A 17,314-nucleotide genomic window follows, 5' to 3' on the forward strand; every position below is an offset into this window, starting at 1 on the left:
CTGGACGGGTGCCTTTTTATTTAAGAATGAAAGAACGCCAGCGTCTTCTCCAGCGATTTAGCCTGCTCGTCCAGCGAGAGCGCCGCCGCTGAGATCTGCTGAACCAGTGAAGCGTTCTGCTGGGTGGTGCTGTCCATCTGGTTAACGGCGGTACTGACCTGGCTAATCCCCCGATTCTGCTCGTCCAGCGCCTGAACAATGTCGTTGATGACCAGATGCACGTGCGACACCGCCTCAATCACCTGTTTCATCATTACGCCGGTCTCATTGACCAGCTCAACGCCTTTGCTGACGCGGCCTGAGGACTCGGCAATCAGTTGAGAGATTTCTTTGGCCGCGTTAGCGCTTCGCTGGGCAAGATTGCGCACTTCACCTGCGACAACTGCGAAACCGCGCCCCTGTTCGCCTGCGCGCGCCGCTTCAACGGCCGCATTCAGCGCCAGAATATTGGTCTGGAAGGCGATGCCGTCGACGATGCTGTTAATCTCACCGATCTTACGCGCGCTCTCATCAATCTCCCCGATCACCATTACCACGTCGTTTACCAGCGTTTCGCCATGCCCGGCGAGGCTCGCGGCGCGATCGGTCAGCGTGGTGGCCTTGTGGGCGTTGTCGGCGTTATTCTTCACCGTAACCGAAATCTCTTCCATGCTGGCAGCTGTTTCAACAATCGCCGCCGCCTGTTCTTCGGTACGCGAGGCGAGGTCAAGGTTGCCCGCCGAAATTTCGCTGGTCCCGCCGTGCACCGAATGGCTGGCTTCGCTGATGTTGCCGACGATGCGCTTGAGCTGCGTCTGCATGGTGTGCAGGGCATAAAAAATGCTGTGGGTATCCCCGGAACGTACCGGGATGACATTGTTCAGATCTCCCCGGGCGACGGCCAGAGCAATACCGGCAGCCTCGGAAGGTTCTCCCCCCACCGGACGGTCAACCTTGCGGGTAAAGATCTGGGCCATCACCAGGCTGACCGCAATGATGCTTAACACCATCAGGACGATGGCTTTCAGTAAAAATGCGCGCGCTTCGGCCATCACTTCGCTGACCGGGGTGATAATAGCCAGTTTCCACGGCGTCTGGCTGTTGCCGACGGCGATGTCCTGCCAGGTGATAAACACCTCTTCCTTCAGCAGCGGATCGTTTACCCGGGTGACGTCATGACCGGCAATCTGACCCGCGTAAGACTTGCCTGCAGCCCGTTTGTCCGGGCTGGACACCACGTTATTGCCCGCAGACAGGAGGAGGGCGTAGCCTGTGCCGTTCCACGGTTTAATTGCGCCGATCGTGGACTGCAGCGTGGCGAGCGAGAAGTCAGAGGTGACCGAGCCCAGAAACTGACCGTCACGCATGATGGGGGCGGCAATCGAGGTGAGCATCACGTCCACGCCGTTGTAGGGGTAAATATAGGGTTCGATGATCACATCTTTATGCCGCTGTTTCGGCAGCAGATAATAATCACCGCTGCCGGGCGTTTCGATGTCCGTCAGCAGGTGCAACGCCGGTTTGCCGGTGGCATCGCGGTCGACGTAGCGGGCGTAGCGCCCGGCAGGATCTTCACCGCTCTGACCGGCAAAGGCGGCATCTTTATCGTCAAACGCGTTGGGCTCAAAGGCCATCGACATGGAGAGAAACGACGGGTGAGCCGAGAGGTAGTGGATGAGCAGCTGGTTCAGGCTCTGGCGATCGGATACCCCCGCCTCGCGCAGCGCCAGGGCGCTGTTGCCCATATCCCGGGCGGCAGTCAGGGCGGAATCCAGCTGTTTGCTGACCTGTAAAGCCTGTACCTCGGCTATCTGGCGGATATGTTTTTTGGCCAGCACCTCTTGCTGCGCCATCCACTGCCACATCATAAACCCGATCGTTGCCGTAAAGCCCACCGTCACGGTGAGGAAAATGGACAATAGCATCAACGTCTTGACTCTTATTTTTTGTTTTCGGACCATGGCGTCTTTCATTCTCATCTCCCGTAATGTCGTGCATGTCGGGCAGGCACACAGTACTTATCGGATATTTCGTTCTCTTTCTGTAGAGCGCCGGATATATTTAATTTAAATTCCAGAATATTAAATCCCGTTAATTAGTGTGGATGCTTTTATTTTGTGCATTCAATCAAAATAGCGCTCGATAATGCTCGTTATCATCGTGTAGAAAGAGGATGCTAATAAATATTAAGTGGTAGAGGAGGATGGGATATGTACGGATTTATCGCGCGACAACCCATTTTTAACCCAGAGATGAATACCGTGGCCTATGAGCTGCTTTTCAGAGACGGGATGACAAATCGTTTTCCGGATGTGTCGGCGGAATATGCCACGTCCAGGATGATATCCGATCAGTTTTTATGTGTGCCGTCCCAGCGCATCGCCGGGGCACATACGTCGTTTATTAATTTCCCTTCAAGGATGGTCATTGACCGCAGTGGCGAAGCGCTTGATAAAGAGAGCGTGGTGATTGAGATCCTTGAAGATGCTGTGCCGGGGGCCGAACTGCTGCAGGCCGTCAGGGAGATGAATGCGCATGGCTACCAGTTTGCGCTTGATGATTTCACCCTTGCGCCAGAATGGGATGCTTTTTTACCCTATATTTCGATCCTGAAATTCGACGTCAGAAATTATACTTTAGCGCAAATTAAAGCGTATCTGAAAGCACGTAAACATCTGACCGGTCATATTAAATATCTCGCTGAAAAAGTTGAGACTAAAGAGGAATTCAACCAATACAGGGACGAGGGGTTCTCTCTGTTTCAGGGCTATTTTTTCTGCCGTCCTGAGGTCATTAAATATAAACGGCTGTCGCAAAATCAGCTGGCGATTTTCCGGCTGCAAATGGAGGTCGGACGCAATAAACCTGATTTTCGAATCATCGAGTCGTTGATAAAAACGGATCTGACGCTCTCTTATAAAATCATGCGCTATATGAAGCATACGGCGTTTAAACATGTCGGCGCCTGTAATTTCAGCAAGTTAACCCTGAGCGAGGTGCTCAGGTATCTTGGCGAAAATCAGCTCCGACGGTTTGTTGCCGTCGTGGTCCTCGCCAGTGCGGGTAATGACACCGTCAGCGAGCTTTACCCGTTAAGCATGATGCGCGGCAAGTTCTGCGAACTGATTGCAGAGACGATGAAAGACCCGATTCTGGCTGAAAATGCGTTCATGTGCGGCCTGTTTTCTTTGCTCGATACCCTTCTTGAGCTGCCGATGGCCGAGTTGATGAAGCAAATTGCGGTACCGCAGAGCGTGAGCAACGCGCTGTGCTATCAGGAGGGGCAGTTAGCCGACATGATCAACCTCTGTCGCTACTATGAACAGCAGCGCTGGGACGAGGCAACCCGGGTTCGTCAGGCGCTGGGTCTGTCTGATGAGGAGGTGGTGGAGGCGATGCGAAAGGCGACGATCTGGGCAGGAGAGAATGCGGTCAGTTAATTCCCCCTCACGCCGTACAGGCGGCGTGAGGAGGGGCGCGAGACCGTTTAGCGGCCCGCTTTTAACTTCTGGTAATACTCTTCGTAGAGGCGGCTGGCGTCGCCGACATCGTTCTGCCATTCACCTTTGCTGATGGTTTCGGCGTCCGGGTAGAGCGACTTATCGTTAGCCACGTCAGGCTTCAGCAGCTTGCGTGCGGCCAGGTTGGGCGTCGGGTAGCCAATCGTCTCGGCAACCTGTTTCGCCACGTCAGGGCGCAGCAGGAAGTCGATCAGCTTATGCGCCCCGTCCACGTTTTTCGCGTTGGCCGGGATTGAAAGACTGTCCATCCAGAAAATCCCGCCCTCTTTTGGCCAGACAACCTCAAGCGGCGTACCGGCCTGGCGGGCGACATACGCGGAACCGTTCCACACCATCCCCAGGTTCACTTCGCCTTCCATATACGGGTTTGCCGGGTTATCGGAGTTGAATGCCGCCACGTTAGGCATCAGCTTTTTCAGCTCGGTATACGCCGCTTCAATCTCTTTTGGATCCGTCGTATTGCCCGAGTAGCCCAGCTTGCGCAGCGCGATCTGGAACACTTCACGTGCGTCGTCGGTCAACAACAGGCTGCCTTTGTACTCCGGTTTCCACAGGTCGGCCCAGCTTGTCACCGATTTCGGGTCGACGGCCTCGCTGTTAACGCCAATCGCGGTTGCCCCCCAGATATACGGAATGGAGTAGTCGTTATTCGGGTCAAACGGCTTGTTGAGCATCTCCGGATCGAGGTTTGAAAAATGGGTTAGCTTCGTTTTATCGATCTTCTGGATCATGCCCTCTTTGCGCATTTTGTCGACAAAGTAGGTGGAAGGAACCACCAGATCGTATGCGCCGTCTTTGTAGGTTTTGAGCTTGGCATACATGGTTTCATTCGACTCGTAGGTCGAGTAGATCACCTTGATGCCCGTCTCTTTGGTGAACTGTTCCAGCAGTCCCGGCGGCACATACTCGGTCCAGTTGTAGAAGTAGAGTGTTTTGCTGTCATCAGCGTGCGCGGCACCCATGCCAAGCACCAGCGCCGCAGCGGCGAGCATTTTTTTCATTTCATTGTCCCCTGAGATTTTGTTTTATCACGAGCAATAACCTGGCTGGCGATCACCAGAACCAGCGAAAACACCAGCAGAATGGTCGCCAGCGCGTTCACCTCAGGTGAAACGCCGACTTTCACCATCGAATAGATTTTCAACGGCAGAATTTCATAGCTCGGCCCGGTCACGAAGGAGGAAACCACCACGTCATCCATCGACAGGGTAAAGCTCAGCAGCCATCCGGCCGCCACGGCGGGCATCGCCAGCGGCAGGATGATTTTGCGCAGGATGGTCATTTCGCTGGCGCCCAGATCTTTCGCCGCCTCCAGCATGCGCACGTCGAACCCTTTCAGGCGCGCAAAGACGGTCACCACCACAAACGGCAGGCAGAAGGTGATATGGGAAAACAGCAGCGACCAGAAGCCAAGCTGTACACCCAGCAGCATAAACAGCACCAGCAGCGAAATCGCCATCACGATGTCCGGCGACATCATCACCACAAACAGCATGCCGCTGACGAACGGCTTACCGCGAAAGCGATAGCGATAGAGCGCCACGGCGGTCAGGGAGCCAATCAGCGTGGCGAAGGTGGCGGAGAAGATCGCCATCGTCAGCGAGTGCTGAGCGGCCTGCAGCAGGCTGTCATTGTTCATCAGCAGGCTGTACCAGTCGGTGGTAAAGCCCTGCCAGTTAATCCCAAAGCGCGAGCTGTTAAACGAGTTCACGATCAAAATAATGATCGGGATATACAGGTAAGCGTAAATGGCGGTCATAAAACCGCCGCGAAGCAGTCGACCGATCATTCGAGTTCCACCTTCTTATTCAGCAGCCGTGAGGCGCGCCAGTAGACCAGCAGCATCAGACCCATCACCACCGTCAGCGTGATGCTGGTGGCGGACCCGAACGGCCAGTCGCGGATGTTGAGGAACTGGCTCTTGATCACATTCCCAATCAGCAGGTTTTTCGCCCCGCCCATCAGGTCAGAAACGTAGAACAAGCCCATCGCCGGGAGCATCACCAGCAGACAGCCCGCGATAATGCCGGGCATGGTCAGCGGGATGATAATGCGGATAAAGGTCTGGAACCTGTTGGCACCCAGATCTTTTGCCGCTTCCAGCAGCGGTTTATCCAGCTTCTCAATGCTGGAATAGAGCGGCATCACCATAAACGGCAGCAGGATATAGACCAGACCGATAATCACCGCGCTTGGGGTGAACATGATGCGGATCGGCGTATCGATCACTCCCAGCCACAGCAGAAATTCATTGAGGTAGCCTTTGGTGCTGAGGAAGATTTTCAGCCCGTAGATGCGAATCAGCGAGTTGGTCCAGAACGGCACAATCAGTAAAAACAGCAGCAGGGGCCGCACCTTTTGCGGCAGACCCGCGAGGAACCATGCGAACGGATAACCCAGCACCAGGCAGGCAATCGTGGCAATCAGCGCCATATTCAGCGAGTGCAGCAGCACGTCAAAATAGAGCGGATCGAGCAGGCGCACGTAGTTGTCCAGCGTAAAGACCAGCGAAACGAAATGGGTATCGTCGCGGGTCAGGAAGCTGGTGGCGATAATCATCAGGTTGGGGAGAAAGACAAACAACACAAGCCAACCGACGATCGTGGCAATCACCACATTCTGGAACTTACTGGTGTTCTTCATCAGCCAGTACAACCTCCCAGCTTTCTACCCAGTTGATAACCATTTTCTGGTCGAGAGAGTGGTCGAAATCAGGGTCGTCCTCGTTAAAGAACTCGCTGACCATCACCATTTTGCCGTTCTCCAGCTCGACGACAGACTCCAGCGTCATCCCTTTGTAGTTGCGCTCGCGGATATAGCCGATTAACCCTTCGGCCTCGGCGTTGCCGTGGATTTCATCGACGCGCAGATCTTCCGGGCGCAGCAGAACGTTGAGCTTTTGTCCCTTTTCGACGGGGAAATTCACTGTGATGGCGCACTCCCGTCCTTCGACGCGGGCCCGGACGCGCTGGTCGTCCAGACGTTCGATCACCGTGGCGTCGAAGATATTGATTTCACCAATGAAGCTGGCGACAAACAGGTTCTTCGGCTCTTCGTAGATTTCACGCGGCGTGCCGTCCTGCTCGATTTTACCGTCACGCATCACCACGATGCGGTCGGACATGGTCAGGGCCTCTTCCTGGTCATGGGTGACGAAGACAAAGGTAATGCCGAGCTTGCGCTGCAGAGCCTTGAGCTCGTTCTGCATCTGCTTGCGCAGCTTGTAATCCAGCGCGGAGAGGGATTCATCCAGCAGGAGCAGACGCGGCTTGTTGACTACGGCGCGGGCGATGGCCACGCGCTGCTGCTGGCCGCCGGAAAGCTGATGCGGTTTTCGCTGGGCAAACGTCTCGAGCTGCACCATGCGCAGGGCTTCGGTGACGCGCGGTTCGATTTCATTCGCCGGGGTTTTTTGCATCCGCAGGCCAAACGCCACGTTTTCAAACACGGTCATGTGCGGGAAGAGGGCATAGCTCTGAAAGACAGTGTTGACGTGGCGGTCTTCGGCGGGAACCTGGGTGATGTCCTGGTTTTCAAGATGGATATGGCCGTTATCGACGCTTTCCAGCCCGGCGATAAGGCGCAGTACGGTTGTTTTGCCGCAGCCGGAGGGGCCTAGCAGCGTCAGAAACTCACCGTCATTGATGGTGAGAGTGAGGTCGGAAATGACGTCCTTGCCATCAAAACTTTTACGAATTCGTTCCAGTTTCACCAGCGGTGAACGGGTTTGTGTATTCAATTTTTGCGCTGTCCCATATAGACGCCTCAGGCAGCAGACTGAAGCGGGGTTTGTGTGTAACCACCTTGGTGACTCGTAATGAGGGCGGACATTCTACGGCAATCCCTTGCAATCGCCAATCCTTGTCACTGATTCATAAGCTACATTTACTAACGCATAACGATATAAACGGAAAATATTCTCGTTTGCGGGATAAAAGTGACCTGACGCAATATTTGCGTTTTGATGCTTATTGATAATGTTGTCACAAAAAGTGAGGGTGACTGCATGGATAAATTACTTGAGCGTTTTTTACAGTACGTTTCGCTGGATACCCAATCTAAACCGGGTGTTCGCCAGGTGCCGAGCACCGAAGGCCAGTGGAAGTTATTAAACCTGCTTAAAGAGCAGCTTGACGCCATGGGGCTGGTCAACGTCACGTTAAGCGAGAAAGGCACTGTGATGGGAACGCTGCCGGCGAATGTCCCGGGTGACATTCCGGCGATTGGCTTTATCTCCCATGTCGACACCTCTCCGGATTTTAGCGGTAAACATGTGAACCCGCAGATTGTTGAAAACTACCGCGGCGGCGACATTGCGCTGGGCATAGGCGATGAAGTGCTCTCGCCCGTCATGTTCCCGGTGCTGCACCAGCTGCTGGGCCAGACGCTGATCACCACCGACGGAAAAACGCTGCTGGGGGCGGATGATAAAGCGGGGATCGCAGAAATCATGACGGCGCTGGCGGTGCTGAAGGGCAAAGATATCCCGCACGGCGATATCCGCGTGGCCTTTACGCCGGATGAAGAGGTCGGCAAGGGCGCGAAGCACTTCGACGTTGACGCCTTTAACGCGCAGTGGGCCTACACCGTTGACGGTGGCGGCGTCGGTGAGCTGGAGTATGAAAACTTCAACGCTGCCTCAGTGACGATCAAAATTGTCGGCAACAACGTTCACCCCGGTTCGGCGAAAGGCGTCATGGTGAATGCGCTGTCGCTGGCGTCGCGAATTCATGCGGAAGTCCCGGCGGAAGAGAGCCCCGAACAGACCGAGGGGTATGAAGGGTTCTATCACCTGACCAGCATCAAAGGCACCGTGGACAGCGCGCAGATGCACTACATCATCCGCGATTTCGACCGTAAAGCCTTTGAGGCGCGCAAGCGTAAGATGATGGAGATCGCCAGGAAGGTGGGCAAGGGCCTGCATCCTGACTGCTATATTGAGCTCATCATCGAAGACAGCTATTACAATATGCGCGAGAAGGTGATGGCGCATCCGCATATTCTCGATATCGCCCAGCAGGCGATGCGCGACTGCGATATTGAACCGCAGCTGAAGCCGATTCGCGGCGGCACCGACGGTTCTCAGCTGTCATTCATGGGGCTACCGTGCCCGAACCTGTTTACCGGTGGCTATAACTACCATGGCAAACATGAGTTTGTGACGCTGGAAGGGATGGAAAAGGCGGTGCAGGTGATTGTGCGGATCGCGGAGTTGACCGCGAAACGCTAAAAAAACGCCCGGTGGCGCTACGCTTACCGGGCCTACGATCCGAATGTAGGCCGGGTAAGGCGAAGCCGCCACCCGGCATTGAGGCAAGGAGTGCCCATGTCAAACTACCGTCGCCATTACGTCCCCGGTGGAACCGGGTTCTTCACCGTCAACCTGCAAAATCGTCAGAGCGATTTGCTTACCCGTCATATCGATAGCCTGCGTTCCGCCGTCTCAACGGTTAAGCGTGCGAAGCCCTTCACCATCAACGCGTGGGTTATTCTGCCTGAACACATGCACTGTATCTGGACCCTACCGGAAGGAGACAGTGATTTTTCTGCTCGCTGGCGGGATATCAAAAAGACGTTCAGCCGCAACGTCGACATGCGCCATATCTGGCAGCCACGATTCTGGGAACACACTATCCGAAACGAAGAGGACTACCGACGGCATGTGGATTACATTTACGTCAATCCGCTGAAGCACGGCTTTGTGGGTAAAGTCAGCGACTGGCCGTTTTCAACGTTTCATCGGGACGTGGCTGAAGGGTTGTATCCGGTGGATTGGGCAGGAGAGATCGAGGATTTTGCGGCGGGTGAGCGTCGATAAAAACGCCCGGTGGCGCTACGCTTACCGGGCCTACGATCCGAATGTAGGCCGGGTAAGGCGAAGCCGCCACCCGGCAAATATCACGACTCAGTCCTCAAAGAACCAGTACCCGCTGTTGACCAGTGCGGCCAGCATCGCGAGGAAGGATGGGTCTTCCAGCGCATCGCCAAAGGTATCGGCAGTCAGCACCAGATGGCTGGCAATCGCTTCCAGCGCCGGACGGTGTGGAGAGTCCAGCTTCTCGCCGTTGACGAACACGTCCTCACCAATACGCAGCACGCGTAGTCCGCCCAGGCGCGTCAGCTTGTCGCCCTGCTGAAGCGCATCATAAATCTCGTCAGCCTGATAAGGCGGCTCCGGTGGTGCAACGTCCAGCTCGTGGCGGGACTGGCTGATAAACTCGCCAAACCACTGTTTGAAGTGCTCCGGCTCGTTAATCAGATCCAGCATCATGCCGCGCAGCTTATCCAGCTCTGCGGGCAGGATATCGGCCGGATGCTCGCGTGCAGGCACATTAGGGTCGCTGTAACGATAGCTGCCCAGCTCGCGCTGCAGAACATAGTCGGCAAATCCGCTGATCATCTCGCGGCCGCTTGGCGCGCGGAACCCGACGGAGTAGTTGAGGGAGTTCTCCAGGGAGTAGCCTTCGTGAGGGAATCCCGGTGGAATGTAGAGAATGTCACCCGGCTCCAGCTCTTCGTCGATAATCCCGTCAAACGGGTCAACCTGAAGCAGGTCCGGATGCGGGCAGTGCTGCTTCATGGGGACTTTTTCGCCCACGCGCCAGCGGCGGCGACCCGTACCCTGAATAATAAACACGTCGTACTGGTCCAGATGCGGACCGACGCCACCGCCAGGAACGGAGAAGGAGATCATCAGATCGTCCATGCGCCAGTCGGGCAGGGCGCGGAACGGACGCATTAAGGCGGCCGTTGGCTCGTGCCAGTGGTTGACCGCCTGCACCAGCAGCGACCAGTTGTTTTCACCGAGGTGATCGTAGCTTTCGAAAGGACCGTGGCTAACCTGCCATTTCCCGTCCTGGTGGCTGACCAGACGGCTGTCGACTTCGTTTTCCATGGCCAGACCGGCCAGCTCGTCAGGCGAGATGGGGTCGACAAAATTGCTGAACCCGCGCTTCAGAACGACCGGGCGTTTTTGCCAGTAACGTTCAATAAACTCGGGCCAGTTAAGCGTTAAGTGATAATCCATATTTTTTTATTCCGCAGGCTCTTACTGACTCGGATTATAACGGAAGCTCAGCCCCCCGGCTGCGAGATCCTCGCATTTTTCACATAACGGGTTAACTATCGTTCGATGTGGGCTGCTGGCGACCAAAAATGACCTCCATTCGCGCGCCGCCCAGCAAACTTTCACTGGTTTCGATTTTCCCGTCGTACTGATCGACAATCTCACGCGCGACGGCTAATCCAACGCCCTGGCCAGGACGTAGCGTATCGGCGCGTTGGCCGCGATCGAACACCACATCACGTTTATTGCGCGGGATCCCCGGGCCATCATCCTCAACGATGATATGCAGTTCGTTATCCGTCTGCCGCGCCGACACTTCCACGAACTCCAGACAGTATTTGCAGGCGTTATCCAGCAGGTTACCCATCACTTCCATGAAGTCATTTTTTTCACCCACAAAGCTTATCTCTGGCGAGATATCGAGGCTAATGTTCACCCCTTTACGCTGATACACCTTGTTGAGGGCAGACGTGAGGTTATCCAGAAGCGGGGCGACCGGATGCAGCTCGCGGCTCAGCAGCGCGCTGCCGGAACGCATGCTGGCGCGGTGGAGGTAATAGCCAATTTGCTGGGAAATACGGCTGATCTGCTCCAGCATCACCGGCTCGGCATCGTCAACGCTCAGCTTCGAACTGCGCATGGAACGCAGGGTGCTTTGCATGACCGCGAGCGGGGTTTTCAGGCTGTGGGTCAGGTCGGTAAGCGTCGTACGGTATTTATCATAGCGTTCGCGTTCACTTTTCAGCAGGCGGTTGAGGTTTCGCACCAGGCTGGTGAGCTCGCGGGTGGTTTCCGGATTAAGCTTTTCGCGATGATGTTCTTCCAGCTCGCGAACCTCTTTCGCCAGTGATTCAATAGGGCGCAAGCTCCACCACGCCGCCACCCACAGCAGCGGGATCACCAGCAGCAGATTTGCCGCCAGAACGTAGATGAACCAGCTCCAGACCATATAAGAACGCTTCAGCTCGACCGGAATGGTGTCGATCACCACGATGGTCAACTGCGGCATGTTTAGCGTCGCCGGATAGAGGTTAATTGCGACGGAGTGCGTCATCTCCGTTTCGGCATCGTCGGCGCGGATCTCGTTCAGCTTTTGCTGCAGGGAGCGATCTTCACGGATCAGCGAGCTGGTGGTGTTGAGATCGGCTTCAATTTCATGAAACCCGTTGGTTTTAAGCCAGTCCGGACGAATGCTTTTGACCAGCCACGGAATGTCCCGCTGTGCCCACAGTAGCTTCCCCTTTTCGTCATAAATCAGGGCCAGCGTGGGGCTCTGCTGATTGAGGTTTTCCGGCATTTCGACGGTGATTTTATTGTCTTCCCACTTCGCCAGGGTATAAAACAGATTGCTTTCGCCACGCAGCAGGCGAAAGGTGGTTTTATCAAAGCTGACGCTGTAGCCCACCAGGGCGACCATGCCGTAGGAGAGCGACAGCACCAGCACGACGGCTGCCGTTGCCAGTAAAAAGCGCACCCGCAGCGAGAGGGGCAAAATATGGCGCAAGATCCGTCTCATTTAGCGTAATTCGAACAGGTAGCCCTGACCACGGACGGTGGTAATCACATCCTGTGGATATTGCGCCTGAATTTTCTTACGTAAACGTCCCATCAGCACGTCAATGGTATGGCTCTCACGCAGTTCAGCATCAGGATAGAGCTGTAGCATTAAGGAGTCTTTGCTCACGACCTTGCCGTTGTTACGGATCAGCGTCTCCATGATGGTGTATTCGAAAGCGGTGAGCTTGATCACTTCATCATTGATGGATAATTCCCGGCGGGAGAGATCGACCTGGAAAGGCGGGATGGAGATAACCTGAGACGCCAGCCCGCTGTTGCGACGAAGCAGCGCCTGCATGCGGGCCGCCACCTCTTCAATATGGAACGGCTTGGTGACGTAATCATCCGCACCCGCGCTGAGCACTTCGACCTTATCCTGCCAGCCTTCACGGGCGGTCAGCACCAGAACCGGCAGAGAAACATCGTGGCTGCGCCAGCGACGAATCAACGACAGACCGTCTTCATCAGGCAACCCTAAATCGACAATGGCGATATCCGGCAGGTGTTCATTGAGATAATAATCGGCTTCTTTTGCATCTTCAGCATCGTCCACCTGATGTCCCATCTCCTGAAGCTGAACCTTCAGGTGATGACGTAGCAATGCGTTATCCTCAACAACCAGTACGCGCATCATCTTTTCTCCCAGAATAAATAGTATGAATAGTTTAACGCTGATTATGTTGCTGTGGGGATAAACATTGAGTAAACCGGGGAAAAGCAACCCCCTTTCCGGGCGGAAAGGGGGGAGAGGAGATTACTTCAGCTCGTCAACCATGGTGATGGCGCGGCCAATGTAGTTCGCCGGAGTCATCGCCTTCAGGCGGGTTTTCTCTTCTTCCGGCAGCGCCAGGCCGTCGATGAACTGCTTCATACCTTCGGCGTCAACGCGTTTGCCGCGGGTCAGCTCTTTCAGTTTTTCGTACGGTTTTTCGATGCCATAACGACGCATCACGGTCTGAATCGGCTCCGCCAGCACTTCCCAGTTGTGATCCAGTTCGTCCAGCAGACGATCGCGGTTCACTTCCAGCTTGCTCACGCCTTTCAGGGTGGACTGGTACGCAATCAGCGCGTAGCCGATGCCCACGCCCAGGTTACGCAGCACGGTGGAGTCGGTCAGGTCGCGCTGCCAGCGGGATACCGGCAGTTTGCTTGCCATATGCTGCAGCACGGCATTCGCCAGACCCAGGTTGCCTTCGGAGTTTTCGAAGTCGATCGGGTTCACTTTGTGCGGCATGGTGGAAGAGCCGATTTCACCCGCGATGGTTTTCTGTTTGAAGTGGTTCAGGGCGATGTAGCCCCACACGTCACGATCGAAGTCGATCAGGATGGTGTTGAAGCGCGCGATGCAGTCAAACAGTTCGGCGATATAGTCGTGCGGCTCAATCTGGGTAGTGTACGGGTTCCACTGAATGCCCAGAGAGGTCACGAACTCTTCGCTGAACTGGTGCCAGTCCACTTCCGGATACGCGGCGATGTGGGCGTTATAGTTACCGACCGCGCCGTTGATTTTGCCCAGAATTTCAACCTGTTCCAGTTGACGATACTGGCGCTCCATACGGTACGCGACGTTCGCCATCTCTTTACCCATCGTGGATGGGGTGGCTGGCTGGCCGTGGGTACGGGAGAGCAGCGGAATGTCGCGGTATTCCACGGACAGCGCTTTCACCGCGTCGATGATTTTACGCCAGTAAGGCAGCACCACCTCTTTGCGCGCGGTAGAAAGCATCAGGGCGTGCGACAGGTTGTTGATGTCTTCAGACGTACAGGCGAAGTGGATGAACTCAGACACGGCGTGCAGCGCAGGAACGCTTTCCACTTTCTCCTTCAGGAAGTACTCGACCGCCTTCACGTCGTGGTTGGTGGTGCGCTCAATGGTTTTAATGCGCGCGGCATCTTCTTCATTGAAGTCGGCAACGATTTTATCAAGGTAATCGTTTGCCTTTTCATCAAAAGCAGGAACTTCCTTGATTGCTGCCTGGGCGGCCAGCTTTTGCAGCCAGCGTACTTCAACCTGAACACGGAACTTCAGCAAACCATATTCGCTGAAGATCCCGCGCAGCGCGCTGACTTTATCGCCGTAGCGTCCATCGACAGGGGATACGGCGGTCAGTGAGGATAATTCCATAATTCGCAACTCCGGGAGGTTAACAATGAGCAAGAATTTGTTTTGCCTGAGTGGTCAGGCGATTACGAGAAAACATTAGCTGCAGGCGGCCACCGCCAACCTGGTGCCACAGCACGGCAGCGCGGATCCCAGCCAGCAGGGACGCGCGCACTTTTGCCTGTACCTGCGGACTTTGCAGCACGGCAGGGGAGCCGGTGACCTGTATACGCGGTCCCAGCGGGCTGATGACGTCAACATAAATGCCGGCCATGGCGCTCAGCAGCGTGTCGGACTGCAGGTCAAAATGATCGAGCTGACGCTGTAGCCCGGCAATGCGATCGCCCAGGGTATTAAGCGCGCCTTTTGCTGCGCTCAGCTTACGCTCCAGCACCATCAGGCTCAACGTGTAGCGGGTCAGCTCTGCGTTTAACCCCTGACGGCTGCTGGCGTTGAGCACGCCAAGCAGGGTTTCAAGACCGAGACGAAGATTGGTTTCACTGCCACCGAACACGCCCAGGGTTGAACCGGGGTTGAGGTCGATAACGCTGTTGAGTGAAACGTGCAGGGCGTCAGCGTCGCAATGACCCTGATGCGCCAGCTGTTGCACCAGACGGGCTGACTGGCAAATTCCCGCCAGCGCCAGGGTGATGTCATAGTAGTTCTTCGCCACACGGTCTCCTTTATGTGTGCAATCGCTGTTAAACAGCGGGCAGCGGCAGGCGCTGTTCAATGATCCCGCCGCCCAGGCAGATTTCGCCGCTGTAGAAGACAGCAGACTGGCCTGGGGTGACGGCGGCGACCGGCTCGTCGAAGCGCACGTCAATGCGATCGTCATCGAGCGCGGTAACGGTGCAAGGAATATCGGTCTGACGGTAGCGTGTTTTCACCGTGCAGCGCAGCGTGCCTTTTAGCGGCTCACGATCGACCCAGTGCAGCTGCTGCGCGATCAGGCCAACGGACATCAGACGCGGATGGTCGTGACCCTGAGCAACAACCAAAATATTGTTTTCGACATCTTTGTCGACCACGTACCACGGATCTTCGCTACCTTCTTTCGTCCCGCCGATACCCAGGCCTTTACGCTGGCCTAAGGTGTGGTACATCAGCCCCTGATGCTGGCCAATCTCTTCCCCGTCGACGGTGACAATTTTACCCGGCTGTGCGGGCAGGTAACGTCCGAGGAAATCGCGGAATTTGCGCTCGCCGATGAAGCAGATGCCGGTAGAGTCTTTTTTCTTCGCGGTGATCAGGTCCAGCTCTTCGGCGATTTTACGCACCTGCGGCTTTTCCAGCTCGCCGACAGGGAACAGGCTCTGGGCGATTTGCTCGTGGCTCAGCGTATAGAGGAAGTAGCTTTGATCTTTGTTGCCGTCCAGACCGCGCAGCAGCTGGCTTTTGCCATTCACGTCAGCGCGACGCACGTAGTGACCGGTCGCAATGTAGTCTGCGCCCAGATCTTCCGCGGCGAATTCCAGGAAGGCTTTAAATTTGATCTCTTTGTTGCACAGAATATCCGGGTTCGGCGTGCGGCCCGCTTTGTACTCTTCGAGGAACAGTTCAAACACGTTGTCCCAGTATTCTGCGGCAAAGTTAACGGTGTGCAGTTCAATGCCGAGCTTATCGCACACGGCCTGCGCATCGGCGAGATCCGCTGCGGCAGTGCAGTATTCCTCGCCATCATCTTCCTCCCAGTTCTTCATGAACAGGCCCTCCACCTTATAGCCCTGTTGCTGTAACAGGTAGGCGGAAACGGAGGAATCGACACCGCCGGACATGCCGACGATCACTTTTTTCTGGCTATTATCTGACATGGAATACTCACGACATTGAACTTCAAGGCGGCGTATTCTATCACGCCCCCCCACCATTGGCACCCTCTGTAAACGGCCAGTTAAATGCGCCGATGACATCCAGCGGCAGGCGTGCGCCTGACTGCCAGCAGCGAATGCTTTCCGCAACCAGGGGCGAGCGCAGGTTTCGCGCGTTCAGGATCTCGTCGGCGGTGACCCACAGACAGCGGTCGATATCGTCATCCTGCGGCTCAGTGGCGCACGTTTCGCTAAGCTCAACGGCAAATAAAAAACGCAGGAAAGGGGTGCTATCGGGTGCAATCCACTGGTGCATACGGATGAAGTGCTGGGGTTCAGCGTGAATGCCGGTCTCTTCCCACAGCTCGCGTCTTGCGGCCTGAAGAAGGGTCTCATTAGCTTCAAGGTGCCCGGCTGGCTGGTTCCACAGCGCTTTGCCGTTAATGCTCTCTTCGACAACCAGGAATTTACCCCGGGCGTGGACCACGCAGGCAACCGTGACATGAGGTTTAAACATAGTGACTCCTTAAAAGGTAACGTCTCGCCATTCACCGTTTGCCAGCGTTTCCAGGGTGTAGTTACCCATAGCGTAGCGAATCAGACGCAGGGTAGGGAAGCCGACGTGCGCGGTCATCCGCCGAACCTGACGGTTGCGGCCTTCATAAAGGGTGATTTTGAGCCAGCTGGTCGGAATGGATTTGCGTTCGCGGATCGGCGGATTGCGCGGCCACAGCCACTCCGGTTCATTCACGCGTTCAATACCTGCCGGCAGGGTGGGACCGTCGTTCAGCGTGACGCCTTTGCGTAATTTATCCAGCGTTTCTTCGTCCGGCTCGCCTTCGACCTGGACGAAGTAAATTTTGCCGGTGCGTTTTCCCGGCTGCGTGAGCTTCGCCTGCAGCGCGCCGTCGTTGGTCAAGACCAGCAGGCCTTCGCTGTCCCGGTCCAGACGCCCGGCCGCGTAGACCCCCTGAACAGGGATGTAGTCCTTTAGCGTGCTGCGTCCGGCTTCGTCGGTGAACTGCGGCAAAACATCGTAAGGTTTATTGAACAGAATCACCCGCTTTGGCTGGGTTTCTTGCGGTCGTCTGGCGGCTTGTCGCGAGCTGAATCGCTCAACCCGGTGTTTTGTAAAAGAAGTTTTCTTCATGGTATTTTCAGGCGTTATCAATTGCCGCATTATAGCCTAATAACGAAGACCTTTCATGGCGTCGGACAATCAGGTACTATCGAAGGGCTCATTACAATTTATTAACATAAGATCAGTAACAACCAGAAG

16 protein-coding genes are annotated in these 17,314 nt (G+C 55.5%); 3 read left to right on the forward strand and 13 right to left on the reverse strand.

Annotation, left to right across the window (positions count from 1 at the left end; all coding sequences use genetic code 11):
- Window positions 1-20: 20 nt before the first annotated feature.
- Complete coding sequence (locus ABFV38_RS08610; RefSeq protein WP_348959132.1) at window positions 21-1,952, reverse strand: methyl-accepting chemotaxis protein; 1,932 nt, start codon at window positions 1,950-1,952, stop codon at window positions 21-23.
- 237 nt (window positions 1,953-2,189) lie between these two features.
- Here ABFV38_RS08610 and ABFV38_RS08615 point away from each other — a divergent pair, with 237 nt between their 5' ends.
- Window positions 2,190-3,419 carry an HDOD domain-containing protein gene (locus ABFV38_RS08615; protein WP_348959134.1) on the forward strand — a complete coding sequence of 410 codons (1,230 nt, stop codon included), beginning with the start codon at window positions 2,190-2,192 and terminating at the stop codon, window positions 3,417-3,419.
- A gap of 47 nt (window positions 3,420-3,466) precedes the next feature.
- Here the strand turns inward: ABFV38_RS08615 and potD are convergent, their stop codons facing one another.
- Genes potD through potA form a run of 4 tightly spaced genes read right to left on the reverse strand, consistent with a single transcriptional unit; the run spans window position 3,467 to window position 7,269 of the window.
- On the reverse strand, window positions 3,467-4,501 hold the full coding sequence (gene potD / locus ABFV38_RS08620; RefSeq protein ID WP_045910216.1) for a spermidine/putrescine ABC transporter substrate-binding protein PotD: 1,035 nt from the start codon (window positions 4,499-4,501) through the stop codon (window positions 3,467-3,469).
- Entirely contained in the window at window positions 4,498-5,289 is a 792-nt protein-coding gene (gene potC / locus ABFV38_RS08625) for a spermidine/putrescine ABC transporter permease PotC (RefSeq protein ID WP_008500765.1), read from the reverse strand. The genes potD and potC overlap by 4 nt, the downstream gene beginning before the upstream one ends.
- Complete coding sequence (gene potB, locus ABFV38_RS08630; protein ID WP_348959137.1) at window positions 5,286-6,143, reverse strand: spermidine/putrescine ABC transporter permease PotB; 858 nt, start codon at window positions 6,141-6,143, stop codon at window positions 5,286-5,288. Before potB ends, potC begins: the two co-directional genes overlap by 4 nt.
- Complete coding sequence (potA, locus tag ABFV38_RS08635) at window positions 6,127-7,269, reverse strand: spermidine/putrescine ABC transporter ATP-binding protein PotA (protein WP_348959408.1); 1,143 nt, start codon at window positions 7,267-7,269, stop codon at window positions 6,127-6,129. Before potA ends, potB begins: the two co-directional genes overlap by 17 nt.
- 237 nt (window positions 7,270-7,506) lie before the next feature.
- Here potA and pepT point away from each other — a divergent pair, with 237 nt between their 5' ends.
- Both pepT and ABFV38_RS08645 read left to right on the forward strand, forming a co-directional pair.
- The gene (gene pepT, locus ABFV38_RS08640; RefSeq protein ID WP_348959138.1) at window positions 7,507-8,730 is read left to right on the forward strand and encodes a peptidase T; all 1,224 of its coding nucleotides are present in this window, start codon (window positions 7,507-7,509) and stop codon (window positions 8,728-8,730) included.
- Window positions 8,731-8,826: 96 nt separating this feature from the next.
- A complete protein-coding gene (locus ABFV38_RS08645; protein WP_348959139.1) occupies window positions 8,827-9,318 on the forward strand; it encodes a transposase in 492 nt (163 codons plus the stop codon).
- Window positions 9,319-9,405: 87 nt separating this feature from the next.
- Here the strand turns inward: ABFV38_RS08645 and ABFV38_RS08650 are convergent, their stop codons facing one another.
- The 8 genes from ABFV38_RS08650 to rluE all read right to left on the reverse strand — a co-directional run bounded on the left by ABFV38_RS08650 (window position 9,406) and on the right by rluE (window position 17,215).
- Window positions 9,406-10,527: a cupin domain-containing protein gene (locus tag ABFV38_RS08650; RefSeq protein WP_348959140.1), complete on the reverse strand. Its 1,122-nt coding sequence runs from the start codon at window positions 10,525-10,527 to the stop codon at window positions 9,406-9,408.
- Window positions 10,528-10,618: 91 nt separating this feature from the next.
- The gene (gene phoQ, locus ABFV38_RS08655; RefSeq protein ID WP_045417076.1) at window positions 10,619-12,082 is read right to left on the reverse strand and encodes a two-component system sensor histidine kinase PhoQ; all 1,464 of its coding nucleotides are present in this window, start codon (window positions 12,080-12,082) and stop codon (window positions 10,619-10,621) included.
- Window positions 12,083-12,754, reverse strand: coding sequence for a two-component system response regulator PhoP (gene phoP, locus ABFV38_RS08660; RefSeq protein ID WP_024908594.1), 672 nt, complete (start codon window positions 12,752-12,754; stop codon window positions 12,083-12,085). It abuts the gene before it with no gap.
- 123 nt (window positions 12,755-12,877) lie between these two features.
- Entirely contained in the window at window positions 12,878-14,248 is a 1,371-nt protein-coding gene (gene purB, locus ABFV38_RS08665; protein ID WP_045910223.1) for an adenylosuccinate lyase, read from the reverse strand.
- Between the two features lie 19 nt (window positions 14,249-14,267).
- Window positions 14,268-14,897: a high frequency lysogenization protein HflD gene (gene hflD / locus ABFV38_RS08670; protein WP_008500756.1), complete on the reverse strand. Its 630-nt coding sequence runs from the start codon at window positions 14,895-14,897 to the stop codon at window positions 14,268-14,270.
- Between the two features lie 28 nt (window positions 14,898-14,925).
- Window positions 14,926-16,038 (reverse strand): tRNA 2-thiouridine(34) synthase MnmA, encoded by a 1,113-nt coding sequence (mnmA, locus tag ABFV38_RS08675; RefSeq protein ID WP_021241033.1) that lies wholly within the window; start codon window positions 16,036-16,038, stop codon window positions 14,926-14,928.
- Between the two features lie 40 nt (window positions 16,039-16,078).
- Window positions 16,079-16,552: an NUDIX hydrolase gene (locus ABFV38_RS08680; protein ID WP_235404146.1), complete on the reverse strand. Its 474-nt coding sequence runs from the start codon at window positions 16,550-16,552 to the stop codon at window positions 16,079-16,081.
- 9 nt (window positions 16,553-16,561) lie between these two features.
- Entirely contained in the window at window positions 16,562-17,215 is a 654-nt protein-coding gene (gene rluE, locus ABFV38_RS08685; protein WP_045910226.1) for a 23S rRNA pseudouridine(2457) synthase RluE, read from the reverse strand.
- Window positions 17,216-17,314: the final 99 nt, after the last annotated feature.

The sequence above is a fragment of the Enterobacter cloacae complex sp. Mu1197 genome (assembly GCF_040059225.1).
GTDB lineage: Bacteria > Pseudomonadota > Gammaproteobacteria > Enterobacterales > Enterobacteriaceae > Enterobacter > Enterobacter quasiroggenkampii.